The following is a 15,530-nucleotide window of genomic DNA, read 5'->3' as shown; positions in this document are numbered from 1 at the left end:
ACTATTGTGCAAAGAAAAAAGTCTAGCTATTTAGCTAGACTCATTTTTGATCCATTACACATCAAAGTATGCAACAAGTAAAGTTAAAGCAAAGAATAAAATCGCCAATACTATTGTCGCACGATGTAAAACCAGGTCCAAACCGCGTGCCTTTTGCTTTCCGAATAACTGCTCAGCACCGCCGGCAATCGCACCTGATAAACCTGCACTCTTACCTGATTGAAGCAATACCGTCACAATGAGGGCGATACTGACAATCACTAAAAGCGTTATGAGAAATGCATGCATGCAATTACACCTCCTGAAGAACCAATAAACAATTACTTTAACTTTACCACACCCAATAAATATCCACAATCTTTGTTATACTATGATGGTAAGAATTCCTAAAAACCGATGGACATTCATTTCTTTTTGAATCAAAGTTTGAGATAATTTGCATAAATAGAGGAAGAGGTGTCAACATGTTTAAGTCCATACTACGGATTCTTGATCTCCTGACCATCCTATTCTCGGCGGTTGCCGGCTATTCTTTATGGACAGGCGGAAGCAATTTTATCAGCGTCCTATTAATCATCCTATCACCGCTTTTATTGCTGCTGGCAAAGTATCACGGAAATCGATACTTATTATTTGCTGCATATATCACGACAACCGTTTATTTTACTGCTATTATTTATAATGGACTTTCCAATAGCGGTATCGACTTTTTCCAATCAAGCTTCAATGTCCTCCTGATCGGGGCTGCAGCCGCCTTGCTGAGCGTCATAGCGGCGGTCATTGGGTTTGGGACCAATACTCTTACGATTCTTTGGTTATCGCTTCACACCCTTGTCACATTCGAGACAATCAGGATGTCATCTGGTTTCCTTTCGGGCTTTTGGTCTGATCCCGTCGTGGAAACCGCAGTCCGTAACGATTATCCATTTTTATTGATGGTCGTCTGGATTGGCTTATTTCTTGATAAATATCAAAGTGAATTAACAAGGGATTACTTATCACGATAATTTTTCAAAACTACTTTTATTGGAAATCTTATATTAAAAGCAAGGGGCCTTTCATATGTTAAAACCTATATTTGCAGCAACCGCTCTATCATCTTTCATTTTGATGGCTGGCTGTTCATCCGACCTGACAAGCGAGCATGAAAAAGAGCAAAAAGAAGAACAACCGAGCTCCCAGGAGACGGAGACTGAGACGGAGACTGAAAAGAATAATGATCCAAAGGAGTCTGCCCAACGCCAGGTGGAGGTTGATGAAACGGCTAAACCCGCACAGGCTGGCCTTCAGACGTTAGCCCATCCGGAAAGCATACCTGTACTTGTCAATAAACAATACAGCCTGCCTGAAGATTACAAACCCGATGACCTCATCTACCCAAATGTGGATTTCATCTTTGAAGATAAAATCGAAAAAAGAATGATGCGCGAAGAAGCGGGAAAGGCTCTTGAAGCAATGTTCCAAGCTGCCGAAAAAGACAATATGCACTTTGCCGGCGTTTCCGCGTACCGCTCACACCAAACACAAATCACGGTCTTTAATAACTATGTGGCTAAGGACGGGGAAGAAAAAGCGAAAACCTACAGTGCAATGCCTGGGACAAGCGAGCATGAAACAGGCCTGGCGATTGATGTCACGACCCACGATGGGGCATGCGCTGCCCAAGACTGCTTCGGTGATACGAATGAAGCGGCCTGGCTAGCTGAACATGCACATGAATACGGATTTATCATCCGCTACCCTGAAGGCAAAGAAAACATCACAGGCTATAAATACGAACCATGGCATATCCGCTATGTTGGTGTTGATACCGCAACTGAAATCTATGAAGCGAAAATTACATTAGAAGAATACTATAATGCCGTACCAGTGGAAGCTGTGTCGAATAAATAAAAAAAAGGTGCCCGGATGCGGCACCTTTTTTTTATTAATCAAACGTTTGATTAAATCCTTCTGTTGGAAGCAGTGACTGGTTTATGGGCATAAAAAACCTCCTATTCAATGTGGATGGCCACATTGAATAGGAGGGGAAATCACTGTAATCGAACTTCCAGCAAAGATTACTTCTTCAAGTTATAGAAAGATTTCAAGCCGCCATATACAGCCAAGTCACCAAGCTGGTCTTCGATGCGAAGAAGTTGGTTGTATTTAGCGATACGGTCTGTACGGGACATGGAACCGGTTTTGATTTGTCCTGCGTTTGTTGCAACGGCGATATCAGCGATCGTTGCATCTTCCGTTTCACCGGAACGGTGGGAAACGACTGCAGTGTAGCCTGCGCGTTTAGCCATTTCGATTGCATCAAACGTTTCAGTCAGTGTACCAATTTGGTTCACTTTGATCAGGATGGAGTTACCGATGCCTTTTTCGATGCCTTCCGCCAATTTTTTCGTGTTCGTTACGAAAAGATCGTCACCAACAAGTTGAACTTTAGAACCGATGCGTTCCGTTAATAGCTTGTGGCCATCCCAGTCATTTTCATCCAGGCCGTCTTCGATGGAGATAATAGGGAATTCATTCACTAACTCTTCATAGAAAGCAACCATTTCTTCGGATGTAACACCATTGCGGCCTTCGCCTGCAAGATCATATTTGCCTGTTTCTTTGTTATAGAATTCAGAAGAAGCCACGTCCATGCCAAGGTAGATATCTTCGCCTGCTTTGTAGCCAGCTTTTTCAATTGCCTCGATGATGACTTGAAGCGCTTCACGGTTTGAACCAAGGTTTGGCGCAAAGCCGCCTTCATCGCCGACTGCCGTATTCAGGCCTTTGGCAGAAAGGACAGATTTCAATGCATGGAATACTTCTGCACCCATACGAACTGCTTCTTTGAAGCTAGGAGCTCCTACAGGAAGGATCATGAATTCCTGGAAGTCAACATTGTTATCGGCATGCGATCCGCCGTTAATGATGTTCATCATTGGAGTCGGAAGTTGTTTCGCATTGAACCCTCCAAGGTAACGATACAATGGTAAACCTGAAAATTCCGCAGCGGCATGGGCAGCAGCCATTGATACGCCAAGGATTGCATTAGCTCCCAAGTTTCCTTTGTTTTCAGTGCCATCCAATTCAATCATAGTAAGGTCAAGGCCTGCTTGGTTCGTTACATCCAAACCGATGACAGCTTCAGCAATGATATCATTTACATTATCGACTGCTTTTTGTACCCCTTTACCCAGGTAGCGAGATTTATCCCCGTCACGAAGCTCAACCGCTTCGTGTTCTCCTGTTGAAGCACCTGATGGTACGATTGCACGTCCGAAGTATCCGGACTCTGTTTGGATTTCTACTTCTATTGTTGGGTTACCACGGGAATCTAGCACTTCGCGTGCATATACATGTTCGATGTACGGCATTATAAATCTCTCCTTTTCCTATTCACAATTTTATTTAGATAATAGGGATTTCCCTGTCATTTCAACAGGTTTTTCGACTCCAAGCAAATCAAGCATCGTTGGAGCTAAATCGCCTAAGATACCACCTGATCTTAATGTTACCTGATTTTTAGTGATAATGACAGGCACGGGATTCGTAGTATGGGCTGTCATCGGGTTGCCTTCTAGCGTTACGACTTCATCAGCATTCCCATGGTCAGCTGTGATGATTGCTGTGCCGCCTTTTGAGACGATTAAATCGACAATCCTGCCTAGGCATTCATCCACTGTTTCAATCGCTTTAATGGTAGGCTCAAGCATCCCTGAATGACCAACCATGTCCGGGTTGGCAAAATTCAAGAGAATGGCATCAAAGCGGTCAGCCTCAATTTGTTCCACCAATGCATCCGTAACTTCATAAGCACTCATTTCCGGTTTTAAATCATATGTAGCTACTTTCGGAGAATTAATTAAAATCCTCTCTTCACCAGGAAACTTCTCTTCACGTCCGCCGCTCATGAAAAACGTCACATGCGGATATTTTTCAGTTTCAGCGATACGAAGCTGGGTAAGCTGGTTTTGGGAAAGTACTTCCCCTAATGTATTATCAAGATTTGTCGGATTAAATGCAACATATCCGTCAACTGTTTCTGAAAAATGTGTCAAGCAGACAAAATGGAGATGCTTCGGATGTCCAGGACCGCGGTCAAATGAGCGAAAATCCTCATTCGTGAACGTATTTGAAATCTGGATCGCCCGGTCTGGACGGAAATTATAAAAGATTACCGCATCATCATCTTTAATCGTTGCCACCGGTTTACCGTCTTCCGCCGTTATGACTGAAGGTATCACGAACTCGTCAAAAATACCATGTTCGTATGAATCCTCGACACATTCCATAGCAGAAGAGTAAGCAGGGCCATCACCATACACCATCGAACGGTAGGATTTCTCCACACGTTCCCAGCGCTTATCACGGTCCATCGAATAATATCTACCGGAGATGGTGGCAAACTGGCCAACACCGATTTCCTTCATTTTCGCTTCCGCTTCCTTAATATAACCTTGCGCCGTTTTCGGGCCGACATCACGACCATCTAAAAATGCATGTACATATACATTTTTAACTCCTTCTTCAGCGGCCAATTTCAAAAGGGCATACATATGATCAATATGACTATGGACGCCGCCATCTGAAAGAAGACCGAAAAGATGAAGGTCCGTGCCTTTTTTCTTGGTATGGCTCATGGCATCGACCAAAGTTGGGTTTTGTGCAAACTCACCTTCACGGATAGCCAGGTTCACACGGGTCAGGCTTTGATAAACGATCCGTCCTGCCCCGATATTCAAATGGCCCACTTCAGAGTTCCCCATTTGACCGGCAGGTAAGCCGACCGCTTCCCCGCTTGCCGTTAAATGGGAGTGCGGATACTGATCCCAATAACGGTCAAAGTTCGGTTTTTTCGCATGAAAAACAGCATTTCCCTTTTCTTCGTTACGGCAGCCAAAACCGTCTAAGATGATAAGTGCCACAGGCGACTTACTCATAGTGACCAGCCTCCAGCAATTGTAAAAATGAATCGGATTTCAAGCTTGCACCGCCGACCAACGCACCGTCAATATCAGGTTGTGCCATATACTCTTTAATATTCTCAGGTTTTACACTGCCACCGTACTGAATCCGGATGGCTGCAGCTGCTTCATTTGAAAATTTATCGGCAACAACTGAGCGGATATGCGCACAAACTTCATTAGCATCTTGAGCAGATGAAGATTTTCCTGTTCCAATCGCCCAAATCGGCTCATAAGCAATAACGGCTTGTTTCAATTGATCATCAGATAGTCCTGCTAGGCCTTTTTCAATCTGGCTGCCTACGAAATCATTCGTTACGCCAGCTTCCCTTTGCTCAAGTGTCTCACCGCAGCAAACAATCGGAGTCAACCCGTGGGCAAAAGCTGCATGGGCTTTTTTATTAACGGCATCATCCGTTTCGTTGAACATTTCCCTGCGCTCAGAATGACCAAGTATGACGTAGGATACCCCAATATCAGCTAATGCGATTGGGCTGATTTCTCCTGTAAAAGCGCCGCTTTCTTCAAAGTGCATGTTCTGCGCCCCGATTTTCACATCGGTTCCTTTGGCTGCTTGAACGAGCTGATCCAAAAATAAAGCTGGAGCACATACAACCGTATCGATTACATCTTGCTTCGGAATCAAATTGCTCACTTCTTCTAAAAAGGCAGTCGCTTCAGATAGTGTTTTATTCATTTTCCAGTTTCCTGCAATAATCGGTTTACGCATTTGGTTTCTCATCCCTTCTAATGTTGAAATATGTAACGGTTTAATCTTATTTATCGTTCAAGGCCACAACGCCTGGCAACTCTTTGCCTTCCATGAACTCAAGAGATGCACCGCCGCCAGTTGAAATATGGGACATTTTTTCTGCCAAGCCAAACTTTTCTGCAGCTGCGGCTGAATCCCCTCCGCCTACAATGCTGTACGTATCATTTGCTTCCGCCAAGGCTCTAGCGACGGTTCTCGTACCATTCGCAAATTTATCGAACTCGAATACACCCATTGGTCCATTCCAAATGACAAGCTTGGAACTTTTGATTACATCCGCAAATAACTCACTTGTTTTTGGACCGATATCAAGAGCCATTTTATCGTTTGGAATAGCATCGATATCGACATTCTCTGTTTCTGCATCAGGTGAAAATTCAGCCGTTACAACTGCATCGATAGGCAAATGAAGTTTTACGCCTTTTTCTTTTGCACTTTCGATGAAAGATTTGGCCAATTCTATTTTGTCTTCTTCCAATAAAGAATTACCGATTTCATGACCTTGCGCTTTAATGAATGTATAACCCAATCCACCACCAATGATCAAGTGATCGACTTTTTCCAAAAGGTTTTCGATAACGCCTATCTTATCCTTTACTTTTGCTCCGCCAATTATAGCTGTAAAAGGACGTTCTGGGTTAGATAGGGCTTTTCCCAGTACAGAAAGCTCTTTTTCCATCAACAATCCGGCAACGGCTGGGAGATGGTGAGCTATTCCTTCAGTTGAAGCATGAGCACGGTGCGCAGCTCCGAATGCATCGTTAACATAAACATCAGCAAGCGCCGCAAATGACTTCGCCAATTCTTGATCGTTCTTCTCTTCTCCTGGATAGAAACGAACGTTTTCCAACAACAGGATCTCGCCATTTTGCATGTTATCAATGATTGATTGAACGGTCTCGCCGTAAGCTTCTTCTGCCTTTTGCACATCTTTGCCACTAAGTTCGCTTAATCTTTCCGCAACAGGTGCTAAACGCAATTCTTCAACGACTTGTCCTTTAGGGCGGCCAAGATGGCTGGCTAAGATGACTTTTGCGCCTTGTTCTGTCAGATAGGAAATCGTCGGCAGTGCAGCCTTGATTCTCGTATCATCCGAAATCTTCCCGTCCTGCATCGGCACGTTGAAATCAACACGGCAAAATACGCGTTTTCCCTTTAATTCAATATCTTTAATCGACTTTTTATTCATAATCCAAGAACCTCCTTAGATATTGTTATCATATTTTTGATTCTTTTAGTCAAAAAGGGAGAGGGTAAATTTCCCAACTCCCCTTTTCTCTTTTTCATTATAGTCGGTTTCCAGGAAATTATCCAAAAACAAGAAATGTAAACGCTTGACTGATAATGACTTACTAATAATATCATCTTCTGCCAAGTTTTTTTAGAGGGTGTGATAAAAAAAACCTCACCTTGGTGAGGTTTTTTTATTATTCTAATTACAATCCTTTTTTAGCCAAATAGTCGATCAAATCAACAACACGGCTTGAATATCCTGTTTCATTATCATACCAAGATAATACTTTAACCATGTTTCCTTCCATTACCATTGTGGAAAGGGCATCGATTGTAGATGATGATCGGTTACCGTTATAGTCAGTTGATACTAACGGAAGTTCGCTGTACTCAAGGATTCCTTTTAATTCACCCTCAGAAGCCTTTTTGAATGCTGCATTAACTTCTTCAACCGTTGTGTCTTTTTCAAGCTCTGCAACAAGGTCGACAACAGACACGTTTGGAGTAGGTACGCGCATTGCCATACCATTCAATTTCCCTTTAAGTTCAGGAAGTACAAGTGCAACAGCTTTTGCTGCCCCAGTTGTTGTAGGAATGATATTCTCGGCAGCTGCACGTGCACGGCGGTAATCTTTATGAGGCAAATCAAGGATTTGCTGATCATTTGTATAAGAGTGAACAGTAGTCATCATACCGCGTTTGATTCCGAATTGTTCATGAAGCACTTTAGCAAATGGAGCTAAGCAGTTCGTTGTACAAGAAGCGTTAGAAATTACATGGTGGTTTGCTGCATCATATTTGTCTTCGTTTACACCCATGACGATCGTGATATCTTCATCAGATGCAGGAGCAGAGATGATTACTTTTTTCGCGCCAGCTTCTAAATGCTTAGCTGCATCCGCACGTTTTGTGAAACGTCCTGTAGATTCTACAACTACTTCTACTCCCAGTTCACCCCATGCTAATTGTGCAGGATCACGTTCAGCCAATACTTTTACTTTGTGACCATCGACAACAAGGTAATCCCCATCAACTGTTACTTTTTCATTAAGTGATCCATGAATTGTATCGTATTGAAGAAGGTGCGCTAACATATTAGCATCCGTTAAGTCGTTAATAGCAACAATCTCTACCCCAGGATTACTCAATGCTGCACGAAATACATTACGTCCAATACGTCCAAAACCATTAATACCAACTTTTACTGCCATGAAAAATTCCTCCTTTTAAGTTCGCAAATATATTAAGGGGTGTAATTCCCCTGAATTAACTCTTGTGCCGCAGCTTCATCCGTGATCAAAACGGTCGATGAAGGTGCGCCTTTCATGTAGGAACGGATAGCCTTTGCTTTAGTTTTGCCACCTGCCACAGTTATCACTCGCTTTTCAGGGCTAAGATCATCTAACTGGATGCCGACTGTCAAAACTTTATGAACAACTTTGCCGTTTTCATCGTAATAATAACCGAATGCCTCTCCTACAGCATTTCCATCTAACAGCTTCTTTAACATTTCTGGCGAAGAATTTCTTCTCTCTGCCATCGCCATGGCATCACCGATTCCATGAATGATCATATCGGCAGACTTGATTTGGGAAATCACTTCTTTAATTGCAGGTTCCTTCTGAAATGATGCATAAACCTCACCGCTTAATTGATCGGGTACATATAACACTCTGTATGAGGCTTGTGCCTTCTGTGCCATTTTTTCGACAATCGTATTGGCCTGATTCTGCACTGCTTCACCAATTCCCCCGCGGGCTGGGACAAATGTCAATTTCTTCGACGCCTCATCAGGTGACAACGAATTAGCCACTTCGGCCATTGTCGATCCGCCAGTAACCGCAATGATATTCTTTGAGTTCCATTCTCGTTTCATACGGTTTGCACAAGCTTTACCCAATTCTTTTTTCACCCATGGGGTTTCATCACAATTTCCTGAGACAATAATGACTTCATCCACTTGTAACAAATCCTGCAATTGCCGTTCCATTATGTCTATACCCATTACTTCACGCATTATTCCTTCTAACTTATCCAGGATTTCGATCCCTTCATCAGTCAGCGTCATGCCAGAGCTGAAGATGTTAACCAGGTTCTGACTTTTCAGAAAATCAACCTCGCCTCTAAGCGTCCGCTCTGTCAAATTAAGGCTCACGGACAGACTGCGCCTTCCAACCGGCTGCATCATTTTGATATAACGCAGGATATCATATCTTTTTTGCATAACCAAAAGGAAATCGGGTAATAATTTTCTTTGTACCTCGAGTAATGTACGCATATTTAAAACTCCTAAAAAGTTAAGTTGGACATTTAACGTCCCACGTAGTCATTTTGTGTCCCACTTAAAACAAAAAAATATTCCTGCTACATATTTTATTCTAGCAGGAACGGAATGTTTCTTCAAATGATTTGAAAAATTATTTTTCCAAAAGCCTATTTAGAGCTGATTTATCAACATTTCCGAATTGAACGACATCATCTTTCCATTCTACGACTGGAATCATCAGCCCGAATTTCTCAAGCAAATCATCATCGGTATGGATATCGATTTCCTTATAGCCTATGCCTGACTCCAGTTTCACTTCTTCAAGTACCTGCTTGGCTTTATCGCATAAAGGGCATTTATCCCTACTATATAAAACAAACGCATTCGATTCCAAAACCACTCATCCTTTTCAATCATATCTTTTTCGTTTAGATGAAGAAGGGATCCCTAATTGTTCCCTGTACTTGGCAACGGTTCGGCGTGCCAGGATAATTCCATGCTCCTCTTTCAGCCGTTCTACCAGGTCTTGATCCGAGAGCGGCTTTTGTTTATTTTCCCCATTGATGGCTGCCTGCAGGCTCTTTTTTGCTTGCATGCCCGACATATCCTCATCAAGGCCAACCGACTGTAAAGAAGTAGTGAAAAATATCCGCATCTCTATCGTGCCAAATGGTGTCTGTACGTATTTCCCCTTAACCGCCCGGCTTACCGTGGACTCATGTATACCAAGTTCGTCTGCGATTTCTTTCATCGTCATCGGCTTTAAATAGTTCAGGCCATGATGAAAGCACGCAGGCTGTTTTTCGACGATGCACTGCATAACCTTCAATATAGTTTCTTTTCTCTGTTGGATTCCTCTGGAGATCCATTGGTATTCCTGCCACTTATCCTGGATAAACCGCTGAACTCCCTGATCCTTATGGCTCTTCATTCGGTTTAAATACCCTTTATCCACATTAAGATTGGGTGTGTTACCATCATAATTCCCGACAAGCAGCATGCCATCCCGAACTTCCACGACCACATCCGGCACTATATAAGAAGGTTTTTCCTGAAAAAAGAGTGAAGCCGGTCGCGGGTTCAACGTCTGGACATAATCAAAGACTTCTTGAATCTCCTTCAGTGTAACACCGATTTTCTTACTTAGGTCTTTCCAGCGCTTTTCAGCAAAATCGAGGAAATGGTTTTCTATGATCGATTCTGCCAGCAGATTCTCCCCTTCTGCTTTCACCTGAAGCAAAAGGCACTCTTGAAGGTTCCTCGCTCCAATTCCATGCGGCTCGAGTTCCTGTAAAATCGAGAGACTCTCTTCCAAAATGGCCGGAGATATGCCTGGGATGCATATATCATCCAGCTGAGTCCTTAAGTAACCGTTTTCATCAAGGTTATGAATTAATAGCAGCATTGCCTTCTGCCGCTCCCCGGAAAAATGCTGGTGATTCACCTGGGACATGATATGCTGTTCAAGCGATATAGTATCTTCACTGATCTGTTCAATCCAATAGTTGGCATCATACGTATTTTTAAGAGTCCGTTTACCCTTTTTCCCCCGGTCAAAAGTTGGCTGAAATAAAGAAGATGTTGGCTGATCTATGGACAGTAATGGATTCTCCACCATTTTATTTTCTAAAAAAGCCGATAGCTCCTGCGAGGAGTATTGCAGCAATGTAATAGCTTGCATAAGCTCCTGGGTCATTGCCATCTTTAATGTTTGCTGTTGAAAAAGTCCTGCTTTCATATTCATACTCATCGATTCATCCCTCCCCCACTCCATTTTACATTATCAGGAGAAAATTCTACACAAAAACCCATGAAAACGCTTACGATTTTTTTCTGAATAGTTTATTTGTTTTAAATACTATATGTTAGAAATGCAAATTTAACAACTACTTTTATTGAAAAATCACCATTTTTCAATAGTGTGGGCGAATATTTTCAAGACAGGGCCGACATTACAGGATTCGATGGAATATTACGGAAAACGAGCAAATTCACCAAAAATCTTAGAGACTTTCCTAAAAATGACCAATAAAAAATCCCCCGCTTTATTAAGCAGAAGATTGGTAATGCCCTCGGCAGGAATCGAACCTGCATTTCAAGCTTCGGAGGCTTGCGTTCTATCCGTTGCACTACGAGGGCGTAATAGAAAATATTTTTTCAACAGACTTCATTATATGATAGAATCCCCTCCTTTGCAAGGGTTATCAGGTTTAAAACTTTATCATTTGGGTATTATGGGTAATGTGGAAATTCATCCCTGTGCGGCATAATATATAAAATAATCTATCAGGAAGGAGCTTTGCCAGAAAATTGTCGAACAAATTATCCATAATAGGGTTTGTTTTGTTTGACCTAAATTGACCAAAAAGTGTATCATACATACATAAAGAATTTAAATGATTCTCTTAATCGAAGGAGGAAATGAACATGAATTTAATTCCTACAGTTATCGAACAAACAAGTCGTGGGGAGCGTGCCTACGATATTTACTCCCGTTTATTAAAAGACCGGATCATTATGCTAGGAAGTGCAATTGACGATAATGTTTCCAACTCCATTGTTGCTCAATTACTATTTTTAGAAGCGGAAAATCCCGAAAAAGATATCACTCTATACATCAACAGCCCTGGCGGAAGCATCACTTCCGGTATGGCCATTTACGATACTATGCAATATATCAAACCTAATGTATCGACAGTTTGCATCGGTATGGCCGCTTCCATGGGTGCTTTCCTATTGGCCGCTGGCGAAAAAGGCAAACGTTATGCGTTGCCAAACAGTGAAGTCATGATTCACCAGCCACTTGGAGGAGCTCAAGGTCAAGCTACGGAAATTGAAATTGCTGCCCGCCGTATCCTTCACTTGAAAGATAAGCTGAACCAAATCTTGGCAGAGCGTACTGGACAACCTATTGAAGTCCTTCAAAGAGATACGGAACGTGATAACTTCATGACTTCCGAAAGAGCTCTTGAATATGGCTTGATTGACAAAGTCATCACGCGCAGCATCCTTGATGATAAAAAAGACTCTAAATAATCATGAACAAAAGGCTCCGGAGATCGCCTTAAGCGATTTCCGGAGCCTTTTTTACTATAAAAGAAAAGATGCACTTTTAGGCATCCCCTTTTTTAACCCTCTTGCTGAACGAACTCTTCCAATGCCTCTAACGCTTCTTTTTCATCGCGTCCCTCAACGATTAACTTCACGGACACGCCAGAACTGATGGCAAGGCTCATTAACCCCATTATACTTTTTGCATTCACTTTCTTTCCTTCTTTTTCAAGAAAAACATCTGAATGAAAGCGGTTAGCTTCTTGTACAAAAAGAGCCGCCGGCCGAGCTTGCAAACCCGTTTTCAATTTTACCTCAACTTGTTTTTCCACCATCTTGATCTCCCCTGTTAGCTTTATTTTTTCGCAGCAATAGCCTCTCCCCCACGGAGCCTGTCAGCTATTTCATCAATCTTTCGCAATCGGTGATTAATCCCGGACTTACTGATGGTTCCCCCGGATACCATTTCCCCAAGTTCCTTTAAGGTTATATCCTGAAACGCTATCCTAAGCTCCGCAATTTCCCGAAGCTTATCCGGTAAAATGCTTAGTCCTACCGTATCCTCGATATAATGGATATTTTCAACCTGGCGCAATGATGCACCGATCGTTTTGTTCAAATTGGCTGTTTCACAATTCACAAGCCGATTCACTGAATTACGCATATCACGGACAATCCGTACATCCTCGAACCTTAATAAAGCTGAATGGGCGCCAACTATACTTAAAAACTCGGCAATCTTTTCGGCTTCTTTCAAATAAATGATGTACCCTTTCTTGCGCTCAAGCGTCTTGGCCTTCAAGCCAAACTTATTCATTAGCTCACAAAGGGCATCATTGTGCTCTTTATACAGTGAGAAAATCTCAAGGTGATAGGAGGACGTTTCCGGATTGTTTACCGACCCCCCCGCAAGAAATGCACCTCTAAGGTAAGAACGCTTACAGCATTTCTTCCCAACAATAGTATCGGATATATCATGGAGAATTTCAAAGCCATCGCCTAAAATTTCCAAATCGGTTAAAACCCGCTGCCCTCCGGATGACATCCTGACAATATATACATTGTTCTTTTTAAGCTTCATCTTTTTACGGACCAATAGCTCGACCTGGACCTCATAACTTTTTTTCAGCAGCGTATAAATCCTTCTGGCTATCGCAGCATTCTCAGTTTGAATATCCACAACAAGCTTCCGATTAGAAAATGAAAGGGATCCGTTCATCCGGATAAGCGCACACAATTCCGCTTTACCGCAGCAATCCTTTCCCTCTAATGTAGTAAGCTCTTTTTTTGTTTCTGAAGCAAAAGACATCCATTTCACCCCCAATCGAACGCAGGTAATCTATTTTTATCAATCAAAAAACCGCCCCCGTTTATATCTACGGTACTATGTGGCTTTTTGTTTCATTTACAAGCATATTATAAAGCAAATCCGCCACTTTTTTCGTGTCATGGCGTATTACATTCCCTTCATAGCTGAAAATGCGTTCTTGTATGATTTCAAGACCCATCATTTTTAAACTTTCCACATCATACATGACCGGTTTGGCATATTCAGCTTGATAGCGTTGCTGAATCTCGGTTGGTATTTCCTCATTATTAACGAGTATCCTGTCAATATATGCATTCCCCATATGGTCATATATCGCTTTTATATGATCACTCGCGCTATAATCCAGAGTCTCGCCGGCTTGTGTCATCAAATTGCAAATGTACACCTTCTTCGCCTTGGAACGGGCAACCTCTTCTCCTAAACCAGGGACAAGTAAGTTAGGCAGAATGCTAGTATATAGGCTTCCTGGACCTATGACTATAAGATCTGCCTGCTTGATTTCCTGGAGAGTTTCACTAAGCGGCTTTATATGATGAGGAGACAGAAATACTTTTTTTATTTTCTTTCCTGAGAAAGGAATCTTGGATTCTCCTGTAACGATCGTTCCGTCATCCATCTCTGCATGGAGAACCACACTTTGGTTGGCAGCCGGAAGCACTTTACCGCGGACATTAAGAAATTTACTCATTTCCTGGATCGCATGGACGAAATCCCCGGTCAACGAAGTCATTGCCGCCAGTATCAAATTCCCCAGCGAATGCCCGGACAACTCATTTTTACTCTGAAAGCGATGTTGAAACATTTGTTCAACAAGGGGCTCTACATCCGATAACGCAGCCAGCACGTTACGAATATCACCCGGAGCGGGAATATCCATATCCTCGCGAAGGCGGCCTGAACTGCCACCATCATCAGCTACCGTCACGATTGCCGTTATATCCACCGGATGCTTCTTTAACCCTCTCAACAAAACAGGAAGGCCGGTTCCCCCTCCGATGATCACAACCTTAGGTTGTTTCTTTTTATCTAACATCTGCTTTCCCCTTACTTTTTTCGATATCGCGATGTGATACTTGAACCCTGTAATCCTTCTTAAAGTGGTTGGAAATATACTCCGTCAATGCTACAGAACGGTGCTGACCACCTGTACACCCAATCGCAACAACAAGCTGTGCTTTCCCTTCACGTTTATAATATGGAAGCATGAAAGCGAGCAGATCGGTCACTTTTTCCAAGAATTTTTGCGTCTCACTCCATTTTAAAACGTAACTCGACACTTCCTGTTCCAAGCCAGTCCTTGGCCTCATATGGTCAATATAATATGGATTTGGCAGGAACCGTACATCAAACACAAGGTCGGCATCTATGGGCAAACCATGCTTGAACCCGAACGACATGACATTGACTGTAAAACCGACACTTTTATCGGCAGAAAACTCCGAAGCGATTTTCTCCCTCAATTCGCGTGGTTTCAGTTGGGAAGTATTAAAGATCAACTGGGCCCTTCCCTTCAATTCGTCCAAAAGTTCCCGTTCCATTTTAATGCCTTCCAATGGCCTGCCTAATGGAGCAAGTGGGTGGGTCCTTCTCGTTTCCTTATATCTGCGTACCAAGGAATCATCATCAGCTTCAAGAAAAAGGATTCTTGGTGATACTGCAGCTGTATCCGTTAAATTATCGAGTGCAAGAAATAAGGAATCAAAAAATTCCCTTCCCCTTAAATCCATGACAAGAGCCACTTTATTCATCTTATTCCCGGAGTCCTTCATTAACTCCAAAAACTTTGGCAATAGCGTGGGCGGCAAATTATCGACGCAAAAAAAGCCGAGGTCTTCAAAACTTTGAACCGCCACTGTCTTACCTGCTCCGGACATTCCGGTAATGATGACCAATTGCGTTTCACTCATCTGCCCTGTACTCATAGTTTCTCCG

At 42.6% G+C, this 15,530-nt stretch carries 16 protein-coding genes and 1 tRNA gene; 3 read left to right on the top strand and 14 right to left on the bottom strand.

The window, feature by feature from the left end; translation table 11 throughout:
- Nucleotides 1–54 precede the first annotated feature (54 nt).
- The gene (gene secG, locus ACIQYG_RS05125; protein ID WP_034309999.1) at nucleotides 55–288 is read right to left on the bottom strand and encodes a preprotein translocase subunit SecG; all 234 of its coding nucleotides are present in this window, start codon (nucleotides 286–288) and stop codon (nucleotides 55–57) included.
- A gap of 176 nt (nucleotides 289–464) precedes the next feature.
- Here secG and ACIQYG_RS05120 point away from each other — a divergent pair, with 176 nt between their 5' ends.
- Together ACIQYG_RS05120 and ACIQYG_RS05115 are read left to right on the top strand one after the other, a co-directional pair.
- Complete coding sequence (locus ACIQYG_RS05120; protein ID WP_402835950.1) at nucleotides 465–1,007, top strand: hypothetical protein; 543 nt, start codon at nucleotides 465–467, stop codon at nucleotides 1,005–1,007.
- Between the two features lie 55 nt (nucleotides 1,008–1,062).
- Nucleotides 1,063–1,893, top strand: a complete 831-nt coding sequence (locus ACIQYG_RS05115) for a M15 family metallopeptidase (protein WP_402835948.1) — start codon at nucleotides 1,063–1,065, stop codon at nucleotides 1,891–1,893.
- Nucleotides 1,894–2,060: 167 nt separating this feature from the next.
- On the opposite strand, the gene eno is transcribed toward ACIQYG_RS05115, so the two are convergent.
- From eno to ACIQYG_RS05070, 9 genes are all read right to left on the bottom strand, one after another.
- Nucleotides 2,061–3,356 (bottom strand): phosphopyruvate hydratase, encoded by a 1,296-nt coding sequence (gene eno, locus ACIQYG_RS05110; protein ID WP_034309992.1) that lies wholly within the window; start codon nucleotides 3,354–3,356, stop codon nucleotides 2,061–2,063.
- 30 nt (nucleotides 3,357–3,386) lie between these two features.
- Nucleotides 3,387–4,922 (bottom strand): 2,3-bisphosphoglycerate-independent phosphoglycerate mutase, encoded by a 1,536-nt coding sequence (gene gpmI, locus ACIQYG_RS05105; protein WP_402835946.1) that lies wholly within the window; start codon nucleotides 4,920–4,922, stop codon nucleotides 3,387–3,389.
- Nucleotides 4,915–5,676, bottom strand: coding sequence for a triose-phosphate isomerase (gene tpiA, locus ACIQYG_RS05100; protein WP_402835944.1), 762 nt, complete (start codon nucleotides 5,674–5,676; stop codon nucleotides 4,915–4,917). Before tpiA ends, gpmI begins: the two co-directional genes overlap by 8 nt.
- Nucleotides 5,677–5,722: 46 nt before the next feature.
- The gene (locus ACIQYG_RS05095; protein ID WP_402835942.1) at nucleotides 5,723–6,907 is read right to left on the bottom strand and encodes a phosphoglycerate kinase; all 1,185 of its coding nucleotides are present in this window, start codon (nucleotides 6,905–6,907) and stop codon (nucleotides 5,723–5,725) included.
- 247 nt (nucleotides 6,908–7,154) lie between these two features.
- Entirely contained in the window at nucleotides 7,155–8,162 is a 1,008-nt protein-coding gene (gene gap, locus ACIQYG_RS05090) for a type I glyceraldehyde-3-phosphate dehydrogenase (RefSeq protein WP_402835940.1), read from the bottom strand.
- 32 nt (nucleotides 8,163–8,194) lie between these two features.
- Nucleotides 8,195–9,229 (bottom strand): sugar-binding transcriptional regulator, encoded by a 1,035-nt coding sequence (locus ACIQYG_RS05085; protein ID WP_402835938.1) that lies wholly within the window; start codon nucleotides 9,227–9,229, stop codon nucleotides 8,195–8,197.
- Between the two features lie 139 nt (nucleotides 9,230–9,368).
- Nucleotides 9,369–9,611, bottom strand: a complete 243-nt coding sequence (locus ACIQYG_RS05080; protein ID WP_402835936.1) for a glutaredoxin family protein — start codon at nucleotides 9,609–9,611, stop codon at nucleotides 9,369–9,371.
- A gap of 15 nt (nucleotides 9,612–9,626) precedes the next feature.
- Nucleotides 9,627–10,967, bottom strand: coding sequence for an RNA polymerase factor sigma-54 (rpoN, locus tag ACIQYG_RS05075; RefSeq protein ID WP_402835934.1), 1,341 nt, complete (start codon nucleotides 10,965–10,967; stop codon nucleotides 9,627–9,629).
- A gap of 317 nt (nucleotides 10,968–11,284) precedes the next feature.
- Nucleotides 11,285–11,356, bottom strand: a tRNA-Arg gene (locus tag ACIQYG_RS05070).
- 288 nt (nucleotides 11,357–11,644) lie between these two features.
- Here ACIQYG_RS05070 and clpP point away from each other — a divergent pair.
- The gene (clpP, locus tag ACIQYG_RS05065; RefSeq protein WP_063233960.1) at nucleotides 11,645–12,253 is read left to right on the top strand and encodes an ATP-dependent Clp endopeptidase proteolytic subunit ClpP; all 609 of its coding nucleotides are present in this window, start codon (nucleotides 11,645–11,647) and stop codon (nucleotides 12,251–12,253) included.
- A 92-nt stretch (nucleotides 12,254–12,345) separates the two neighbouring features.
- Here clpP and ACIQYG_RS05060 read toward each other — a convergent pair whose 3' ends face one another.
- The 4 genes from ACIQYG_RS05060 to rapZ form a co-directional block, all read right to left on the bottom strand.
- A complete protein-coding gene (locus tag ACIQYG_RS05060) occupies nucleotides 12,346–12,603 on the bottom strand; it encodes an HPr family phosphocarrier protein (protein WP_048688029.1) in 258 nt (85 codons plus the stop codon).
- A gap of 20 nt (nucleotides 12,604–12,623) precedes the next feature.
- Entirely contained in the window at nucleotides 12,624–13,577 is a 954-nt protein-coding gene (whiA, locus tag ACIQYG_RS05055; protein ID WP_034309971.1) for a DNA-binding protein WhiA, read from the bottom strand.
- Between the two features lie 67 nt (nucleotides 13,578–13,644).
- Nucleotides 13,645–14,631, bottom strand: coding sequence for a gluconeogenesis factor YvcK family protein (locus ACIQYG_RS05050; RefSeq protein WP_095393289.1), 987 nt, complete (start codon nucleotides 14,629–14,631; stop codon nucleotides 13,645–13,647).
- Nucleotides 14,621–15,520, bottom strand: a complete 900-nt coding sequence (gene rapZ, locus ACIQYG_RS05045; RefSeq protein ID WP_289351316.1) for an RNase adapter RapZ — start codon at nucleotides 15,518–15,520, stop codon at nucleotides 14,621–14,623. The genes ACIQYG_RS05050 and rapZ overlap by 11 nt, the downstream gene beginning before the upstream one ends.
- Nucleotides 15,521–15,530 lie beyond the last annotated feature (10 nt).

Source organism: Peribacillus sp. NPDC096622 (assembly GCF_044762665.1).
GTDB lineage: Bacteria > Bacillota > Bacilli > Bacillales > DSM-1321 > Peribacillus > Peribacillus frigoritolerans_B.
This window is presented reverse-complemented; position numbering and strand designations above follow the sequence as displayed.